We start from the raw sequence: 17320 nt of genomic DNA on the forward strand, positions 1-17320 counted from the left end.
AAGCGATGCGCAAGTCCGTCGCCATGACAATTCTGGCGGCGATCCTGATGGCAGGCCATGTCGGTCCGGCCCCGGCCGAAGCCTGGCAGCTGGAAGCCCGCGCCATCCCCTTCGACGATGCCAGCGCCGCCGTGCCGCTGACCTACACGCCGCTTGCCCGCGCCGCCCGGCCCTGGCGCTTTTGCGTCCTTTATCCGCATCTCAAGGACGCCTACTGGCTGTCGGTCAATTACGGCATGGTCGAAGAGGCCCGCCGCCTGGGCGTCGCGTTCGACGTGTACGAGGCCGGGGGCTACCCCAACCTGTCGCGCCAGATCGACCAGCTGAAAGGCTGTGCCAGCGACGAATTCGACGCGGTGATCCTGGGCTCCGTCTCTTATGCCGGGCTTACGGCCGAAGTCGAACGGATCGCCCGGCTGAAACCCGTGATCGCTGCCGTGAACGACATCGACGACAGCGGCATCACCGCCAAGGCCAGCGTCCCCTGGACCGAAATGGGCGCCGCTGCCGGGCGCTTCATCGCCGAACGTCACCCCAGGGGCAGTCCCCCCGTCCGCATCGCCTGGTTCCCGGGCCCCCTTGGCGCTGGCTGGGTCACCTTCGTCGAGTCCGGCTTCCGCGCCGCCCTGGCCGACAGTTCGGCCGAAGTCGTCATGACCCGGTTCGGCGACACCGGCACCGAGGAACAGGTCCTTCTGGTCGAGGAAGTGCTCGAGGCGATGCCCGACATAGACTACCTCGTCGGCAGCGGCCCGATGGCCGAGGCCGCCGTCCCGATCCTGCGTGCCAGGGGCCAGGAGGGGAGCATCAAGGTGGTCTCGACCTATCTCAGCCATGCCGTGTATCGCGGCGTGGTCCGGGGGCGGATCCTGGCGGCGCCAACGGACTCACCGGTTTTGCAAGGTCGGCTAGCCATCGAGTTGGCAGTCCGCGCGCTGGAAGATCGCCTCACGACCTACCATGCTGGCCCACCGGTCTGGATCGTGACACCCGGCACTGCCGGCATTAACGCAATTGAGGGGTCTCTGGCGCCGGCCAGTTTCGTCCCGGTGTTTTCTCAAGAAGCAAATCGCTTACCCGGCGCAAGCCCCTAAGGGTGCCGGGGGAATCGAAGGTTCTCTGCAATCACGAGTGGCCCGGCTCTGTTGCACGGATCAAGCTGAGGTCGAGTTTTTCCGCCCTTGAACCGCCTCCTGCCACACGTTGGGTTTGCGGCGGTCCGAGGCCGTGAAGCGGTTCAGATTTGCGGTCCTCAGGCACGCCTGACCGGCTGCGTCTGAGAAAGTGACCGGACGGCCCCGCTTGCCGCTGGGCGCGGCCAGCCAGACCGAATCCAGGTCAAACCAGATGTGCAGCGATCCACGCTGCTTTCACCGCCGTGTTGCCGGAGCGCGAGTTCGTCATGCGGCCGGTCGAGGCGTCTACGTCCGAACAATCCGCGGGAACGTATCCGCCAGGCGGATTCTGAGGCTTACGACTTGCCAGCCATTTCGATGCCCGGCCGCCATATGTCGCATCCAGGCGCAATTAACGAGGAGTTCAATTAGTCGCATCGGCCACTGAGGCCGCAAACTATCTTGGTTATCAATAGTGAATGGCGGACCCGGAGCGATTCGAACGCCCGACCCTCAGATTCGTAGTCTGATGCTCTATCCAGCTGAGCTACGGGTCCGCAGTGCGGGCGATTTAGCCCCCTGCTCCGGGCAATGCAAGGGCGAAATCACACAAGCGCGTCAGCCGCCTGCTTCGGCAGGTGAATGGTGAACTCGGTGCCTTCGGTATCGGACCGCGCAAGCTCCAGCCGCCCGCCATGGCCGCGCACCAGTTCGGCGGCGATGGCCAGGCCAAGGCCGGTGCCGCCCTTGCGCGCGCCGCCCTGGAAGGCCGAGAACAGATGCTCGCGCGCCTTTGGGGGCAGACCCGGGCCGGTATCGCCCACGCGGATCCACCATTCGCCCTCATCCTCTCCGGCAGATAGCTCGATCGTGCCGGGCTGGCCCGTTGCCTCGATGGCCTGGCGGGCATTGCGGACCAGATTCGACAGAACCCGGTACAGCTGTTCGCCATCTGCCCGGATCGTCAAGCCAGTTGGAATGTCGATCAGGCAGGTGATCTGCGTCTCGGTCCCCAGCGCCTCGCCCTCGACCACTTCGCCGGCCAGCTGCGCCAGGTTCAGCCGGCGCAGTTGCGGTGGAGGTTCCTCGGCCTTGCCGAAGGCCAGAGTCGATTCGCACAAGGAAACCGCCCGGCTGATCGAGCCGATCAGCTTTGGCGCCGCGCGCGTCACGATCGGATCGGCGCTGCCCTCCAGTCGGTCGGCAAACAGCTGCGCCGTGGTCAGGATGTTGCGCAAGTCGTGGCTGATCTTGGCCACCGCACCACCCAACTGGGCCAGCCGTTCCTTCTGTCGCAGGGCGCCGGTCAGCTGCATCTGCATCGACTGCAGCGCCTCTTCGGCAGTGCGCAGTTCTTCGACATCTGCGTTGGGTTCGATCACCCGGCGCGCGTCCTCGGGGGCTTCGGCATAGGTCTGCATATGCCTTACGACGCGACGGATCGGCAGCACCAGCAAGCGCTGCACCGCGATGAACAAGAGAAATGCCGTCACGACCGAGATCAGCGCCGACAGGACCAGGATGCGCAAGCCATAGTCCAACATGGCGTCGCGCAAGGTCCGGGTTTCCATCGTGACCTCAATCAGGGTTCCAGCCTCCTGCACCGGATAGCCGATGACCCGGATGATCCGGTTCTGCGGGTCGACCAGTACCTGGAATGCGTCGCGGATCAATTCCCACGGGCCGGCCATGCGCAGATCATAGGTCGCGTGAATTTCGCCCGGGACCGGAGAGGACAGGACCAGCTGGCGCACCTCGTCCCGGCGCAGGACGACGTTGTAGACCTCGGCATTGGCCAGAAGCTCGGTCTCCAGTTCGGGCATGATGATGTCTTCGGTCGCAAGCTGGGTCAGCGCGGCAATCTGCGCCTGCTTCAACCGGGTCAGCATGAAATCCGCCCGATAGCGCGCGATCGAGGGTACGAAGATCAGAACTTCGGCCAGCATGACGAAAATCACGGTCAGGATCAGGAAGCGCCCCGACAGCGTCTTGAGGAAGCTTCTCCGCCGTTCCGCCACCTGGTCCGTCCTTGCCCGATGTCAGGGCACCCAGGACTGAACCAGACGCACGACGCGCCGCAGCAGCGGGTTCCCGAACAATTTTGGGGTAAAATAGGCACTTGCGGCGCGTTTGGAAACCTCTCCCAGCGTGGGATAGGGCGCAACCATGCCCGCAATCGCAGAAAGCTTCATTCGGGCACTGATGGCCAGCGCCCAAAGCCCGATCAATTCCCCCGCATGCGGGCCAACAAGGGTGGCACCGACCGGGCGGCCCTTCACCACCATGATCTTGGCAAAGCCCGTGGCCTTGGCCTCGGTGATGGCGCGGTCGTTGTGGGACAGGTCGGCTCGGACGACGGTCAAGCGGTCGCCATGGGCCTGGCGCGCCTCGGCCTCGGTCAGACCGACATGGGCCAGTTCGGGGTCGGTGAAGGTCACGCGCGGTATCGCCCGGGGATCGGCCTTGGCGGGCAGGCCCAGGACGGTCTGGCGCACGACGATACCCGCGTGCCACCCCGCGACATGGGTGAACTGCAACCCACCGGCCACGTCACCTACGGCATAGACCCGGCGGTTGGTCGTGCTGCGCAGCGACGGCGTCACCGTGATGCCCTTGGCAGTATGCGCGATCCCCCCGGCCTCCAGCCCCAGACCATCCAGATGGACCTTGCGGCCCACGGCAACCAGCAGGTGGCTGCCCTGCACCTGGGTGCCATCCGCCAGCACGGCCTCGACCGCCCCGTCCGTGCCGGACAGGCGCACCACGGCCTGCCCTTCCACCAATGCGATCCCCTCGGCCTTCAGCCGGTCGATCACCACGGCGGCGGCGTCCGGGTCCTCACGGCCCAAGACCCGCGCGGCCTCCAGAAGCGTAACCTTGCACCCCAAGCGCCGATGCGCCTGCGCCATCTCGACCCCGATCGGGCCACCGCCCAGGATCAGCAGATGCTCCGGGCGGTCGCGCAGGGCGAAGATCGTCTCGTTCGTCAGGTAGGGTACCGAGTCGATGCCGGCAATCGGCGGCACCATGGCGCGCGAGCCGGTGGCGATGACAAACCGGCGGGCGCGGATGACATGGTCACCAGCCTGCACCTCGTTGGGCGAGGTGAAGCGGGCCGTGGCGCGGATCACGGTGCAGCCCAGACCCTCGAACCGCTCCTGGCTGTCGACCGGGGCAATCTCGGCGATCACCGCGGCGACATGGTCCTTGACCGTGGCAAAGTCGACCGTCGGCTCTTGCCCCGCCACCCCGCGAAAGCCGTGGCGCTGCGCCTCGGCGGCCTTGGCTGCGGCGATCAGCGCCTTGGATGGCACGCAGCCCGAGTTCAGGCAGTCGCCGCCCATCTCGCCGCCCTCGATCAGCACGACACGCGCGCCCATCTGCACCGCGCCGGCAGCCACCGACAGCCCGCCAGAGCCAGCGCCGATAACGCAGATATCCGTCTGGATCAGGGTCATGTCAGCGGGCTTTCCGAAGGGCCTTCAGCACCATCGGCAAAGCGGCCAGTGCCGCAAGGCCAAGCATCGGCAGAAGGACAGGGGGCGTGAAGATGATCGACAGGTCCGGGGTTTCGCCCCGGGCAAAAACCTCGCCCAGACCGGCTCCGACCGAGGTAAAGACGAAGGCGGCCGGGATGATTCCCAGGAAGGTGGTGATGACATAGGTCGACAACCGCGTCCCGGTGAAGGCCGGGATCAGATTCGCCAGGAAGAAAGGCACCGCCGGCACCAGCCGCATGATCAGCAGGACCGACCATTCATTCTGGCGGATCGCCTCGATCAGACGTCCTGCCGTGCCGCCAGCCGCCTTCAGCTGCGCCGACAGCCGCTCGCCAAAGCCGGTCCGGGCGGCCAGGAAGATCAGGACGGCGCCCAGCGTTGCCCCGGTCACATTGAACAGGACGCCCGGGAACAGACCGAAGAGGAACCCCCCGGTCAACGTGGCAACCGCCCCCCCCGGCAGGCTAAGCGCGACAATGACCACATAGGCCGCCAGGAAAGCCAGCACCGTTGCCAGGTAATGCGCATCCCGCAAGGCCAGCAGCGCCTCGCGGTGCTGGGCAAGCGCCTCGAAGCTAAGGTGGTCACGAAAGAACAACGCGCCAGACACCGCGGCGACAAGAATCGCCAGGAAGGGCAGTCGGCGGAGCCAGGGGCTGGGGGTTTGGACAACTGGTTGCATGTGGGCAACATGGCGGAAACGTCCCCGATGTGACAGGCTTCGGGCCACGGCTCACGCCGCATTGATCCAACCGATGCGGATTGGGCCAGTGCTGAAACATTTCCCGCACCGCAGGGTGGAAATGTTGCAGGAAATCCGTGCTGGATGCGTTGACTTGGCCGCGGACCGCCCGTAAAGGACGGGCTTCAAGTTCAAGGGCCCTCGAATCCATCCGGGGTTCGGGTCAATTACGGAGAGCCGCGATGAAGCGCACTTTTCAACCGTCGAACCTGGTTCGCAAGCGTCGCCACGGCTTTCGTGCGCGCATGGCGACGAAGAACGGCCGTCTGGTGCTGGCGGCCCGCCGCGCCAAGGGCCGTCACAAGCTGACCGCCTGATGGTTGCCCCTGCGGGGGCATTCGGTGGCATCATGACACCGCCGGAGAAGGATGGGCCAGGCCTTGCCGCCGAATTGCCCACCGCCTCTCCGGCGGTTTCGCTTTGCGTGCTGGTCAAGCGCGCCGATTTCCTGAAATGCGCCAGTGCCAGGCGGCAGGGAACGGATGGCTTCCTGCTTCAGGCGCGGGACCGTGCTGATACCAGTAAGATGGCGCGCGTCGGCTTCACCGCCTCCAAGAAGATTGGCAATGCCGTTGCCCGCAACCGGGCCAAGCGCCGCTTGCGGGCGCTTGCGCGGGAGGTGCTGGCCCCCGCCGCGCGGCCTGGCTGGGACTACGTCCTGGTTGCCCGCCCCACGGCAACCGTCCTGCGGCCCTACGCCGACCTTCGCGATGATCTGCTGCGCGCCCTGCGATCGGTGCATCGGACATGACGCCGCTGGCCCAGGTCTTGGCGCTGCCGGTGCGGGCCTATCGCCTGCTGCTGTCGCCTTGGGTCGGACATGGCTGCCGCTTCCAACCCACCTGCTCGGCCTATGCGCTTGACGCGCTAGAGCGGCATGGAGCAGTCAAGGGCGGGTATCTGACGGTGCATCGCCTGTGTCGCTGTCACCCCTGGGGCGGTCACGGCTATGATCCGGTACCGGGGGCCGACCCAGCGCACGACGCCGGACGATAGGTTCCGATCACTCCAGCGTGGCGATGATTGCGCGCAGGGTTTCGATCCCCTCGCCCTTTTCCGAACTGGTAACGACGATCTCGGGGTAGGCGGCAGGATGCTTGGCCAGCGCGCCTTTCACCTTTTCAATGACGGCGGTCAACTCGCTGCGATGGATCTTGTCGATCTTGGTCAGCACCGCCTGAAAGGTCACGGCCGAACGGTCAAGAAGCGTCAGGATCTCTTCGTCCACCGCCTTGACCCCATGCCGCGCGTCAATCAGCACGAAGGCCCGACGCAGCGTCTGGCGCCCCGCAAGATACTGCTTCAGCAGCGCCTGCCACTTTGCCACTACCGCCACCGGCGCCTCGGCATAGCCATAGCCGGGCAGGTCGACCAGATAGCGCGCCTCACCCAAGGCGAAATAGTTGATCTCCTGCGTCCGTCCCGGCGTGTTGGACGCCCGCGCCAGTGTCTTGCGGCCGGTCAGAGCGTTGATCAGGCTGGACTTCCCGACATTCGAGCGGCCGGCAAAGCAGACCTCCACCCGGTCGGCCGGAGGCAGGCCCGCCATGGCGGTGACGCCTTTGACGAAATCGACCGGGCCCGCGAACAGCAAGCGCCCAACCTCACGCGGCTCGTCCTCGGGCTCGGGGGCCACGGTGAAAACCAGGCTCATATGCGCACCTCATCGCCCAGGCGGACGGCGCCACCGCGGATCACCCGCGCGAAAACGCCGAAATCAGTGTGGCCATAGCCGGCCTCAAGCGTGCCCATCGTGTCGGCATCTTGCTGCCCCGTTGCGGGGTTCGCTCCGGTGGCGCGGCAGCGGCCAATCGGCTCTTCCACCCGCAGGCGTGCGGCGCCGACGTTGATCTCTTGTCCGACCAGGTCCAACTCGGACCAGGGCGCCCAGTCCTTCACCCAGATATTGCCGCGGAAACGATGGATCGACAGGTCCTGCCCCATCCGCGCCGACAGATCGGCAAGCGAGGACAGGCTATTGATCGACACCAGCGGCTGATCCTGATCAGTAAGCGCCTGGCCCGGTACACGCACCACGCGGGCGGGCTCTGGCCGGTTCTCTGGCCAAAGCGGGCGCAGCCAGTCGATCAACCGGACAGCATCGGCCGGGTCGTCGGGGCGGAAGCTGGTCGTTGGCCGGCGGGGGTGGGCCAGCGTCACCTGCTTGGCGTCCGGGTCGGACTGACACGCGACCGCCATCAACTCGGCCGAGCCCCAGCCGCGCAGAAACTGCAGCTTCGGGGCCCAGGTCACCGGGTCGGTCAACCGGGCAGCGGCATGGGCAACCGCCCAGACCCGGTCGAACGGGAAGGCCGCGCCAGCCGACAACTCGACCGTCTCGACAGGCTCGAACCCGGCGGACTTGATCGGATGACGAACCAGATGCGCGACCCGTCCGGTCACTTCTTGCCCTTATTCTGGTCTGCCTGAGGCGACGCCTTGGCCGCCGCCTTCGCCGCGCGCGCCTCGCGGATATTGCCGAAGATGTCCGGCCGTTTTCCGTGGCTCCACATGATCAGGTACTGCTGGATGAAAGTGATCGTGTTGTTGGTGATCCAGTAGACCACCAGACCACTGGCAAAGCCGCCCAGCATGAACATGAACACCCAGGGCATCCAGGCGAAGATCTGCTGCTGCACCGGATCGGAAGGCGCCGGGTTCAGCTTCTGCTGCAGCCACATGGTGATGCCCAGCAGGATCGGCAGCACGCCAATGAAGATCAGGTGCAACAGCGAACCTGTCGCCGGCGCGTCCCAGGGCAGAAGGCCGAAGAAGTTGTACAGCGACGAGGAATCCGGCGCGGACAGATCGTTCAGCCAGCCGAAGAACGGCGCATGACGCAGTTCGATCGTGACGAAGATCACCTTGTAAAGCGCGAAGAAGATCGGGATCTGGATCAGGATCGGCAGACAGCCCGCCGCCGGGTTGACCTTCTTGTCCTTGTAAAGCTGCATCATCTCGCGCTGCAGCTTCTGACGGTCGTCGCCGGCACGCTCTTTCAGCGCCTCCATCTCAGGCTGCAACTCCTTCATCCGCGCCATCGAGACATAGGACTTGTAGGCCAGCGGCAGCACCAGGAATTTCAGAAAGAAGGTCAGCGCGATGATGGCCAGACCCATGTTGCCGATGACCGCGTTCAGCCAGTGCAGAACGGCGAAGATCGGTTTCGTCAGGAAGTAGAACCAGCCCCAATCGATCGAGTCAAGGAAGCCTGCGATGCCGCCCTCGATCTCGTAGGCCCGGATCGTGGCCCATTCCTTGGCACCGGCAAAAAGCTGGATGGTCGAAGTCGTCTCGGCCCCGGCGGCCAGGCTGATCGCCGGCGGGCGCACCTCGGCCTGATAGATGCCCGCATTGGGCACATATTTCAGCACCTGCTTGTAGGGTTTGCCCTGTTCAGGCACCAGCGTCGTCATCCAGTAATGGTCGGTGAAGCCGACCCAGCCGTCGGTCATGGCTTCAGTGACCTGGGCGGGCTGGCCCTCGTTCGGGTCGACCGCAAACTCGGTCAGGTCGGCATAGTCCGTTTCGGTCAACTCCCCGTCCGCGCGCTGGATGGCGCCTTCGTGGACGACGAAGATGTTCTGCAACTGGGGCAGGCCGTGGCGGGCAATGATGCCATAGGGTTGCAGGCTGACGTCGCTGGCCGAGCCGTTGCGCACCCGATCGGTGACGGTGAACAGATAGTCCTCGTCCACCGCGATCTCGCGCGTGAAGGTCAGGCCCTTCGGGCTGGTCCAGGTCAGGGTCACCGGCTGGCCGGGTGCCAGGTTTCCGCCGCTTGCGGTCCATTCCGTCATGGCCCCGGGAACATCGGCGGCTTCAAGCCCGGTGCCGGGCAGCCAGCCGAACACCGAATAATAGGCCAGATTCTCGCCGACGGGCGAAAGAAGCCGCACGGTTTCAGACCCCGGCTCCAACGTCTCGCGGTAGCCCTTGAGCGACAGATCGTCGATGCGGCCGCCCAGCAGCGAGATCGAACCAGCCAGTTTCGGCGTGTCGATCGTCAGGCGCGGGGCTTGCGGAACGGGTGCGACGGCCTGGGTGGTTCCGGCGGCAGGATCGGCGACCGGGGCGGTGGTGGTGCCTTGCGCCACTTCGGTCGCGGGCGCGGTCGGAGTCAGGGGCGGTTCGGGTGGTGGAAAGAGGACGAACCATGTGATCATCACGGCGGCGGACAGGACCATCGCCAGGATCAGGTTCTTGTTGTTCTGCTCTTCCATCGGCACGCCACCCAAGCATTATCCGGATCAGCGGTGCTTCAACGACAGGGGCGGCGAAAGGTCAAGCGGTTTCGCCCCGGCGACCCCGGAGACCGCGATCAAAATCACGCATCAGTTGGGACGTTCGGCCCGGATGCCGATGCGCAGGGCCGCCGACATCCGTTCGCGGTACTGCCGCAGCCAGCCGGCCACGTCCTCCATCGGCAGGGGACGCGCCAGGACATAGCCCTGGACATGCGCGCAGCCCAACTGGGCCAGCATCGCGTGTTCCCCCGGGGTCTCGACCCCCTCGGCCAGCGTGTCCAGGCCCAACTGCTCGGCCATGGCTAGGATCGCCGTCACGATGCGCTGCTGGCCGCGGTCGATGTCGACCTCGCGCACGAAGGAGCGGTCGATCTTCAGCCGGCCCAGCGCGAAGCGGCGGATCGAGGTGATCGAGGCGTTTCCGGTGCCGAAATCATCCAGATCAACGCCACAGCCCATATCGGCGATGCGGGCGATGTTGCGGGCGATGGCATCGTCATTGCCCCCTGCGATGACCGACTCAAGCACTTCGATCGTCAGGCGCGCAGGCGAAAGGTCGTGCCGATCCAGTTCCCAGCGCAGGCGGTCGGGCAGGTAGGGGTCGCGCAACTCCTGGGCTGAAAGGTTCACAGCCACTGTAGGCACGCGCAGATCGCCGGCGTCCCAGGTCACAAGGGCGGCAAGGCCCTGGTCGATCATCGTCTGACCCAGTTGCGCCATCAGTTCGGTCCCCTCGATCGCGGGCAGGAACTGGGCGGGAGCGAGGATGCCACGCTCGGGGTGGTGCCAGCGGGCCAAGGCCTCAACCCCCGTGACCTCTCCGCTGTCGGTGCTGACCTGGGGCTGGAAATGCGCACGGATCTGTCCGGCCTCCACCGCTGCGGCAAAACCGGCGCGCAGTGCATCACGCGCCAGGCGCGCCCCGGCAAGGTCGCTGGTATAGGCGCGGATCGCCGACGGGCGGTGGCGCCCCGCCTCGTCCGCGGCGATCTGCGCGGCCTCCAGCAGTGCCCTACCGTCCGGATTCGGCAAAAGCCGCGCATGGCAAAACCCGATCGAGCAGGTCACCTGGGCCATGTCCAGACAAAGCGCCATTGGCTGCTGCACCACCAGTTGCAGCCGCCCGGCGATGGCCACCATCGCTTCAAGGTCCAGCCGGAAGGTGGGGCCCAGGACCACCGCCATGCTGCCATCTTCCAGCGCATAAAGCCGGTCACCGGGCCGCAGCGCCCCGCGCAGGCGGGCGATGCAGGCGGCCAGAAGCTCTGACTGGCGCACCCGTCCGTGCCGGTCGCAAAGGTCGGACGCATCGTCGAACTGGACCACCAAGCAGCCTGTCGAGGCGCCGGATTTCTGACCTTCGGTCAAGGCCGCCTCAAGCTGCGCCACCACCTGATCCGAGGCCGGCATAAGATCGCTTGCCGACAGCGACCGGGGTCTTGCGGCCAGCACGGCCAGCAGTCCGACGGCGAGAGGCACCAGCGCCTCGCCCCCAAGCCATAAGGCCGCAAGCACCAACGCGGGCAGGAACACCAGCACTTCGGGTCGGTTCAGCCGATCCGCGATCCTTGCGACGTTCATTCCCGCCTTCCCCCGAACCAGAGTTCACCTCATGTTCCGGGCAGGCTAACGAAATGTTCCTGATCAGTTCCTTAACGCTCTGCCGAAAGTTGCATAGAATTTTCCCCTTCCGCCAGCGCGGCCAGGGCGGCAAAGTCGAACAGCGCCGGGTCCGCCAGATGCGACGGCCGCACATTCATCAAGGCGCGGAACATCACTTGCCTGCGGCCGGGGGTGCGCACCTCCCATTCGTCGAGCAGTTTCTTCACCTGCGCCCGCTGCAACCCCTCCTGGCTGCCGCACAGGTCGCAAGGGATGATCGGATAACCCATCGCCGAGGCGAATTTCTCGCAATCCGCCTCGGCGACAAACGCCAGCGGACGGGCCAGATACAGGTCACCCTCTTCGTTCAGAAGGCGCGGCGGCATGCTGGCAAGGCGGCCGCCGTGGAACAGGTTCATGAAGAATGTCTCAAGAATATCATCGCGGTGATGGCCCAGCACCACGGTCGAGCAACCTTCTTCCCGTGCGATTCGGTACAGGTTTCCCCGCCGCAGCCGCGAGCAAAGGCTGCACATCGTGCCGCCCGGCTTGATCTTGTCGATCACCACGGAATAGGTGTCCTGATACTCGATCCGGTGCGGCACACCCATTCTGGACAGAAACTCCGGCAGGACCGTCGCCGGAAAGTTGGGCTGGCCCTGGTCAAGGTTGCAGGCCAGAAGGTCCACCGGCAGCAAGCCGCGCCACTTCAGCTCGTGCAGGACGGCCAGCAGCGTGTAGCTGTCTTTGCCGCCCGACAGGCAGACCAGCCAGCGCTCTCCGGCCCGCGCCATGCCATAGGTGTCGATCGCCTCGCGCACCTGTTGCACCAGGCGCTTGCGCAGCTTGCGAAACTCCAGCCCCTTGGGCGCGCCATGGAACAGCGGATGGATGTCGTTTTCGGTCTCGTCAAGCATCTGGGGCCTCGCGCGGGATGCGCCCTTATGCCAGAGGCCGCCGCGAAGGGCAAAGGTCAGACGTGCTGCGCGCCGTTGACCTCGATCTCGGCACCAGAGATGTAGCTGGACTGGTCCGAGCACAGGAACCAGATCACATCCGCCACCTCTTTCGGCTGGCCCAGGCGCTGCATCGGCAGCTTCTCGACGATCTTGTCGGTACCCGGCGACAGGATCGCCGTCTCCACCTCTCCCGGGGCGATGGCGTTGACCCGCACGCCGAGCGGCCCGAAATCATGGGCCATTTCCCGTGTCAGCGCCGCCAGCGCGGCCTTGGACGTAGCATAGGCCGCCCCGGCAAACGGATGGACCCGCACCCCGGCAATCGAGGTGACATTGACGATCGACCCCTTGGTCGCGGTCAACTCGTCCTGCAGACCACGGGCCAGGATGACAGGGGCGAAGAAGTTGACGTGGAACACATGGCCCCAGGTCCGCAAATCGGTGGTCATGGTGTTCAGCCGCGCCCCGCCGGGGCCTTTCGGGCTGATGCCGGCGTTGTTCACCAGGGCATGGATCCGTCCGCCGACCTTGGCCTTGATCGTCTCGATCGCGGCGATGGTCTTGTTGGGGTCGGCAAGGTCGATCTCGATGTGGTTTTCCTCGCCGCCCGGCCAGGGACAACGCGGATCAAAGGGCTGGCGCGAGCAGGTCAGGACCCGCCACCCCTCGGCCGAAAAGCGTTTCACCGTGGCATGGCCGATGCCGCGACTGGCCCCAGTCAGGACAAGGGTTTTCTGCTCGGACACCGACTTACCTCCGTCGCGGCATACTCCACCGCTCGGCCAGTAAGCACGCTATTGCAGGAAGTGTCACGCCCCCATGACACAAGGTTTCGACGTTGCTGTTCCACGGTCGAAAGCTACTCTGCCCGAGGTGATGAGGGAGCAGAGCGCGGGCACTCCAGACGACGTCATGGCCACCTTGCAGTCCGAGGCGAGTGCCGCCCTGAGCAAGGTCGAGACGCTGTTCGAGGTTCGGCTTGCCGCTCCGGTCGACATCGTGTTCGGAACGGATCCCGCCAAGATCGCCGAGCGTGCCGAGCCCTTGATCGCCTCTTCTGCGGGTGCCGTTGGACGGGTCGCATCCGGGGTGTGCAAGGACGCGCCCGGCCGCGGCGTCAGCATGACGCATCTGCCCGGCGTCATCCTGATCTGCCAGCGCCCTGGCGTGGTCTACCACGGAGGCTTCGACCCGCGCGAGGTGCGTGGCCGGCTGGGCCACATGCTGGCCATGGAGCTGATTGCCCAACTGAGCGGGGATCGCGCGAACGGTCCCGAAGAAGACTATCTGAACAGGACCGCCGAGAAGCTGCGGAAGGACGGCGTGACGAACCCGCGAAAGATGGAATACTACAGTTCCAGCCTTGCGGACGCAGAGGGGATCGGCCGGACCGGTCTGCTTGTCGCCGACGATCTGACCAGCGAAACGGGACTGGCCTTGATCGGGGTATTTTACCGGACCCTCGGCACGGGGGTATCAGTAGAAGAGTCAGCGGGCCTTCGGCAAATCGCTGGCCGAGGTCTACGAAGGCTACCCATAGCCGCGCGACTGCGTTAGACCCTCACCCGACACCGCTGGGGAGGCCCGGACATGAAACAGCAGACCCTGACCATGCAAGACGCCAAGACCACCGCCAAGATGCTCTCGGAAGCCCTGCCCTACCTGCAGCGCTTCGAGAATGCCGTGGTGGTCGTCAAGTTCGGCGGCAACGCGATGGGCGACGACGCCGCGATGGCGGAATTCGCGCGCGACATCGTCCTGATGAAGCAGGTGGGCGTGCACCCGGTCGTGGTCCATGGCGGCGGGCCGATGATCAACGAGATGCTGGAAAAGCTGGGCATCAAGTCCGAGTTCGTGCGCGGCAAGCGGGTGACCGACAAGGCGACGGTTCAGGTTGTCGAGATGATCCTGTCGGGCCTGGTGAACAAACGGATCGTGCAGGCGATCATGGATGCGGGCGGGCGGGCCGTTGGGATCTCGGGCAAGGACGACGACCTCATGGTGTGCGAGCCGGACGACCCTGAACTGGGCTATGTCGGCCGGCCGGTCGAGATGAACGTGCAGGTCCTGCGCGACCTTTACAATGCCGGGATCATCCCGGTGGTGGCGCCGGTCGCCACGGGGATGCAGGACAACGAGACCTTCAACGTGAACGGCGACACCGCTGCGGGGGCGATTGCCGGGGCATTGCAGGCGGACCGGCTGCTGCTTCTGACCGACGTGCCGGGGGTGAAGAACGCTGCGGGAGAGGTGATGACCCAGATCACCCCGGATGAAATTCGCCGGATGACGGCCGAGGGGGTGATCTCGGGCGGGATGATCCCGAAAACCGAGACGGCCCTGATGGCGATCGAGCAGGGGACGCGGGCGGTGACGATCCTGGATGGGAAGGTCCCCAATGCCTGCCTGCTGGAACTGTTCACCGACCACGGGGCTGGCAGTCAGATCCGGTCGACCGAGCCGAGGGTGAAACCGCAGGTCCGGCGCTGAGTGTCCACGGTGGACATTCTTTGGAAGTGAAAGATTTCCAACGACTTATCCAATCCCGTTAGGGTGGCGTTAACTTTTGCCGCCCCAGCGCCAGACCCGTTGAAACGTGGTGTGCCGGGTCCACCACGCAGGGCATTGCCGCGCTGCAGGAGGGCTTGTGGCTGTGGGGCGATGCTGCGCTTGGGGGCGGCCTGACCGCTTGGACCTGGGCGGGCAGCCCTGACAGTCTGCCCCGGATCGCGGCCATGCTGCGCCCGGCCTGGCGCAGCGAGTCTTGGCCCGCCGCGCTTGGCGTCCGGTTGGAGCGGCCAGCGCCGTGTCTGGCACGCGGCGACATGGTGCGAAGAAAAGCAGCAAGAGGCAGCGCGCAACGTAAAACGGCGCCGAGGTCGCTCGCCGCCGTTCTGGTCGTCTGCCTGCCCGACCCGGCCTAGTGGCCGAGGATCTGGCTGAGGAACAGCTTGGTCCGGTCGCTTTTCGGGTTCGAGAAGAACTCTTTCGGCTCGTTCTGCTCGACGATCTGGCCCTGGTCCATGAAGATGACCCGGTTCGCCACGGCCTGGGCAAAGCCCATTTCGTGGGTGACGCAGAGCATCGTCATGCCCTCTTCCGCAAGCTGGATCATGGTGTCGAGGACTTCCTTGATCATCTCGGGGTCAAGGGCCGAGGTCGGCTCGTCGAACAGCATGATCCGGGGCTTCATGCACAGGGACCGCGCAATGGCGACGCGCTGCTGCTGACCACCCGAAAGCTGGCCGGGATACTTGTTCGCCTGTTCGGGGATCTTCACCTTCTTCAGGAAGTACATCGCCGTTTCCTCGGCTTCCTTCTTGGGCACCTTGCGGACCCAGATCGGGGCCAGCGTCAGGTTTTCCAGGATCGTCAGGTGCGGGAAAAGGTTGAAGTGCTGGAACACCATCCCGACCTCGGACCGGACCTTGTCGATGTTCTTCAGGTCATTGGTCAACTCGGTCCCGTCGACGATGATCTGGCCCTGCTGGTGTTCCTCCAGCCGGTTGATGCACCGGATCAGGGTGGACTTGCCCGACCCGGACGGCCCGCAGATCACGATCCGCTCGCCGCGCTGGACGGTAATGTTGATGTCGCGAAGCACGTGGAACTGACCGTACCACTTGTTCATGCTGGTGATCTGGATCGCGATTTCGTCCGTGATCTGCATCTTTGCTGCGTCTGCCATGATGTGCCCTTAACGGTGATCGGTCTTCAGCTTCTGTTCCAGGTACATGGAGTACCGCGACATGCCGAAGCAGATGATGAAGAAGATTGCGCCGACGAAGATGTAGGGCTCCCAGTAGATGCCCTTCCAGTCGATGTCGGCCCGGACGATTTGCGTGACACCTTTCAACGGGTCCATCAGGCCGACAAAGGCGACCAGCGTGGTGTCCTTGAAAAGGCCGATGAAGGTGGACACGATCGCGGGGATCGAGACCTTCAGCGCCTGCGGCAGGATGATGAGCCGTTGCGCGCGCCAGTAGTCGAGACCCAGCGCATCGGCGGCCTCGTACTGGCCGCGCGGAAGGGCTGCCAGGCCGCCCCGGATCACCTCGGCCAGGTAGGCGGCGGCGAAGAAGGTGACCAGGATGATGACGCGCAGGATGATGTCGAAGTTCGTCCCCGGCGGCAGGAAGTATTGCAGCAGGAGAGACGCGGTGAAGAGCAGCGTGATCAGCGGCACGCCCCGCACGAACTCGATGAACCCGACCGACAGCGTCTTGACGATCAGCATGTCCGACTGCCGACCCAGCGCCAGAAGGATGCCGATCGGCAGCGAGAAGGTGATGCCGGTCACGCCGATCACGATGGCCAGAAGGAAGCCGCCGAACTGATCGGAGTTGATCGATTGCAGGCCGAACGGCATCGCAATCTGCAGCGCGTTGACGACCGGGATGTCGATGTAAAGCCACCACAGCACCGCTGCGACAACGCCTGCCCCGGCCGCCGGCGCCAGGCCGATGAACGGCGAGGCGAGGCGGAACACGGCGTAAAGCACGCCAAAGCCCGCCATGGCAACGATGGGCGACCAGATCGAGCCACCCCAGAGCAGCCAGAAGCACAGGGCCGGGTAAAGCACGGTGAACCACAGCAGCTTGCCGGGTTGCACCTGCGCCAGGCCCAGCATCCCCAGGATCAGCACCATGGCCAGGCCAAAGGCGGTGCCAGGGGTCGCGGCCAGCGACAGCGTCACCAGAAGGTAGATCGCCACCGCCCCCAGGACGACGGTCAGGTTCCGCTTCTGCCCGGCAAACAGCACGGGTGCCAGCGCCGCAAGCAGAAGGCCCAGCGCCAGGATCGGACGCCACCATTCGGCGGGTGGGTAGAAGCCGAAGAGGAACTGGTGCCAGCGTTCGCGGATCATCGCCCAGCAGGCGCCGGTTGCCCCCTCGCCCGCCGAGGCGGCGACGATCTCGCGGCATTCGGACAGGCTTTCGGCGACCCAGACCGAGTTCAGCCACCAGGGCAGGGCCGCACTGATCAGCGCGTAGATGCTGAGCAGGCCAAGCAGGGTCAGCGCGACATTGAGGGGGGTTGAGAACAGGTTCTCGCGCATCCATTTCACCGCGCCACGCTCGCCCATCGGGGGTGGCGTGGGCGGCAGCATGGTGTCGCGGACGAAGGAGACGGTTTGGGCGTGCGTTTCACTCAT

Annotated in this window: 17 protein-coding genes, 1 tRNA gene and 1 pseudogene; 6 read left to right on the forward strand and 13 right to left on the reverse strand. The window is 65.3% G+C overall.

What is annotated here, in order from left to right:
• The first annotated feature begins 5 nt into the window (after window positions 1–5).
• Window positions 6–1094, forward strand: a complete 1089-nt coding sequence (gene torT, locus CXR42_RS18790; protein ID WP_103259194.1) for a TMAO reductase system periplasmic protein TorT — start codon at window positions 6–8, stop codon at window positions 1092–1094.
• Window positions 1095–1253: 159 nt separating this feature from the next.
• Here the strand turns inward: torT and CXR42_RS19840 are convergent.
• The 5 genes and pseudogenes from CXR42_RS19840 to CXR42_RS18815 form a co-directional block, all read right to left on the reverse strand.
• Window positions 1254–1404: pseudogene (locus CXR42_RS19840) on the reverse strand (transposase); the annotation flags it as partial.
• Window positions 1405–1595: 191 nt separating this feature from the next.
• Window positions 1596–1672, reverse strand: a tRNA-Arg gene (locus CXR42_RS18800).
• Between the two features lie 48 nt (window positions 1673–1720).
• Window positions 1721–3061 (reverse strand): sensor histidine kinase, encoded by a 1341-nt coding sequence (locus CXR42_RS18805; RefSeq protein ID WP_103259196.1) that lies wholly within the window; start codon window positions 3059–3061, stop codon window positions 1721–1723.
• Window positions 3062–3154: 93 nt separating this feature from the next.
• Entirely contained in the window at window positions 3155–4573 is a 1419-nt protein-coding gene (locus tag CXR42_RS18810; protein WP_103259144.1) for a dihydrolipoyl dehydrogenase family protein, read from the reverse strand.
• A gap of 1 nt (window position 4574) precedes the next feature.
• Complete coding sequence (locus tag CXR42_RS18815) at window positions 4575–5297, reverse strand: TVP38/TMEM64 family protein (protein ID WP_103259145.1); 723 nt, start codon at window positions 5295–5297, stop codon at window positions 4575–4577.
• 242 nt (window positions 5298–5539) lie between these two features.
• On the opposite strand from CXR42_RS18815, the gene rpmH reads away from it, so the two are divergent.
• From rpmH to yidD, 3 genes are read left to right on the forward strand one after another with little or no spacing between them, the layout of a single operon-like run.
• Complete coding sequence (gene rpmH, locus CXR42_RS18820; RefSeq protein ID WP_103259146.1) at window positions 5540–5674, forward strand: 50S ribosomal protein L34; 135 nt, start codon at window positions 5540–5542, stop codon at window positions 5672–5674.
• A gap of 32 nt (window positions 5675–5706) precedes the next feature.
• Window positions 5707–6108: a ribonuclease P protein component gene (gene rnpA, locus CXR42_RS18825; protein ID WP_103259147.1), complete on the forward strand. Its 402-nt coding sequence runs from the start codon at window positions 5707–5709 to the stop codon at window positions 6106–6108.
• A complete protein-coding gene (gene yidD, locus CXR42_RS18830; RefSeq protein ID WP_103259148.1) occupies window positions 6105–6353 on the forward strand; it encodes a membrane protein insertion efficiency factor YidD in 249 nt (82 codons plus the stop codon). The genes rnpA and yidD overlap by 4 nt, the downstream gene beginning before the upstream one ends.
• 7 nt (window positions 6354–6360) lie before the next feature.
• Here yidD and yihA read toward each other — a convergent pair whose 3' ends face one another.
• The 6 genes from yihA to CXR42_RS18860 form a co-directional block, all read right to left on the reverse strand.
• Entirely contained in the window at window positions 6361–7011 is a 651-nt protein-coding gene (yihA, locus tag CXR42_RS18835; protein WP_103259149.1) for a ribosome biogenesis GTP-binding protein YihA/YsxC, read from the reverse strand.
• A complete protein-coding gene (locus tag CXR42_RS18840) occupies window positions 7008–7760 on the reverse strand; it encodes an MOSC domain-containing protein (RefSeq protein WP_103259150.1) in 753 nt (250 codons plus the stop codon). Before CXR42_RS18840 ends, yihA begins: the two co-directional genes overlap by 4 nt.
• On the reverse strand, window positions 7757–9580 hold the full coding sequence (yidC, locus tag CXR42_RS18845) for a membrane protein insertase YidC (RefSeq protein WP_103259151.1): 1824 nt from the start codon (window positions 9578–9580) through the stop codon (window positions 7757–7759). Before yidC ends, CXR42_RS18840 begins: the two co-directional genes overlap by 4 nt.
• Window positions 9581–9691: 111 nt before the next feature.
• Window positions 9692–11185: a bifunctional diguanylate cyclase/phosphodiesterase gene (locus CXR42_RS18850; RefSeq protein ID WP_103259152.1), complete on the reverse strand. Its 1494-nt coding sequence runs from the start codon at window positions 11183–11185 to the stop codon at window positions 9692–9694.
• A gap of 71 nt (window positions 11186–11256) precedes the next feature.
• A complete protein-coding gene (ttcA, locus tag CXR42_RS18855; RefSeq protein WP_103259153.1) occupies window positions 11257–12123 on the reverse strand; it encodes a tRNA 2-thiocytidine(32) synthetase TtcA in 867 nt (288 codons plus the stop codon).
• Window positions 12124–12179: 56 nt separating this feature from the next.
• Entirely contained in the window at window positions 12180–12911 is a 732-nt protein-coding gene (locus tag CXR42_RS18860) for an SDR family NAD(P)-dependent oxidoreductase (RefSeq protein ID WP_103259154.1), read from the reverse strand.
• 73 nt (window positions 12912–12984) lie between these two features.
• On the opposite strand from CXR42_RS18860, the gene CXR42_RS18865 reads away from it, so the two are divergent.
• Both CXR42_RS18865 and argB read left to right on the forward strand, forming a co-directional pair.
• A complete protein-coding gene (locus CXR42_RS18865) occupies window positions 12985–13722 on the forward strand; it encodes a hypothetical protein (RefSeq protein WP_146038118.1) in 738 nt (245 codons plus the stop codon).
• A 54-nt stretch (window positions 13723–13776) separates the two neighbouring features.
• Window positions 13777–14655 carry an acetylglutamate kinase gene (gene argB / locus CXR42_RS18870; protein ID WP_103259197.1) on the forward strand — a complete coding sequence of 293 codons (879 nt, stop codon included), beginning with the start codon at window positions 13777–13779 and terminating at the stop codon, window positions 14653–14655.
• A 430-nt stretch (window positions 14656–15085) separates the two neighbouring features.
• Here the strand turns inward: argB and CXR42_RS18875 are convergent, their stop codons facing one another.
• Both CXR42_RS18875 and CXR42_RS18880 read right to left on the reverse strand, forming a co-directional pair.
• The gene (locus CXR42_RS18875; protein ID WP_103259156.1) at window positions 15086–15853 is read right to left on the reverse strand and encodes an amino acid ABC transporter ATP-binding protein; all 768 of its coding nucleotides are present in this window, start codon (window positions 15851–15853) and stop codon (window positions 15086–15088) included.
• Window positions 15854–15862: 9 nt separating this feature from the next.
• Window positions 15863–17320: an amino acid ABC transporter permease gene (locus CXR42_RS18880; RefSeq protein ID WP_103259157.1), complete on the reverse strand. Its 1458-nt coding sequence runs from the start codon at window positions 17318–17320 to the stop codon at window positions 15863–15865.

Source organism: Tabrizicola aquatica (assembly GCF_002900975.1).
In the GTDB taxonomy this organism is placed as follows: domain Bacteria; phylum Pseudomonadota; class Alphaproteobacteria; order Rhodobacterales; family Rhodobacteraceae; genus Tabrizicola; species Tabrizicola aquatica.

What these genes read in the sequence shown, in the direction of transcription:
- torT (WP_103259194.1), top strand. Translation starts at nt 6, where the DNA reads ATGCGCAAGTCCGTCGCCATGACAATTCTGGCGGCGATCCTGATGGCA.
- CXR42_RS18850 (WP_103259152.1), bottom strand. Translation starts at nt 11,185, where the DNA reads ATGAACGTCGCAAGGATCGCGGATCGGCTGAACCGACCCGAAGTGCTG.
- ttcA (WP_103259153.1), bottom strand. Translation starts at nt 12,123, where the DNA reads ATGCTTGACGAGACCGAAAACGACATCCATCCGCTGTTCCATGGCGCG.
- rnpA (WP_103259147.1), top strand. Translation starts at nt 5,707, where the DNA reads ATGACACCGCCGGAGAAGGATGGGCCAGGCCTTGCCGCCGAATTGCCC.
- CXR42_RS18815 (WP_103259145.1), bottom strand. Translation starts at nt 5,297, where the DNA reads ATGCAACCAGTTGTCCAAACCCCCAGCCCCTGGCTCCGCCGACTGCCC.
- argB (WP_103259197.1), top strand. Translation starts at nt 13,777, where the DNA reads ATGCAAGACGCCAAGACCACCGCCAAGATGCTCTCGGAAGCCCTGCCC.
- CXR42_RS18865 (WP_146038118.1), top strand. Translation starts at nt 12,985, where the DNA reads ATGACACAAGGTTTCGACGTTGCTGTTCCACGGTCGAAAGCTACTCTG.
- rpmH (WP_103259146.1), top strand. Translation starts at nt 5,540, where the DNA reads ATGAAGCGCACTTTTCAACCGTCGAACCTGGTTCGCAAGCGTCGCCAC.
- CXR42_RS18805 (WP_103259196.1), bottom strand. Translation starts at nt 3,061, where the DNA reads ATGCTGGCCGAAGTTCTGATCTTCGTACCCTCGATCGCGCGCTATCGG.
- yihA (WP_103259149.1), bottom strand. Translation starts at nt 7,011, where the DNA reads ATGAGCCTGGTTTTCACCGTGGCCCCCGAGCCCGAGGACGAGCCGCGT.
- yidD (WP_103259148.1), top strand. Translation starts at nt 6,105, where the DNA reads ATGACGCCGCTGGCCCAGGTCTTGGCGCTGCCGGTGCGGGCCTATCGC.
- CXR42_RS18810 (WP_103259144.1), bottom strand. Translation starts at nt 4,573, where the DNA reads ATGACCCTGATCCAGACGGATATCTGCGTTATCGGCGCTGGCTCTGGC.
- CXR42_RS18875 (WP_103259156.1), bottom strand. Translation starts at nt 15,853, where the DNA reads ATGGCAGACGCAGCAAAGATGCAGATCACGGACGAAATCGCGATCCAG.
- CXR42_RS18880 (WP_103259157.1), bottom strand. Translation starts at nt 17,320, where the DNA reads ATGAGTGAAACGCACGCCCAAACCGTCTCCTTCGTCCGCGACACCATG.
- yidC (WP_103259151.1), bottom strand. Translation starts at nt 9,580, where the DNA reads ATGGAAGAGCAGAACAACAAGAACCTGATCCTGGCGATGGTCCTGTCC.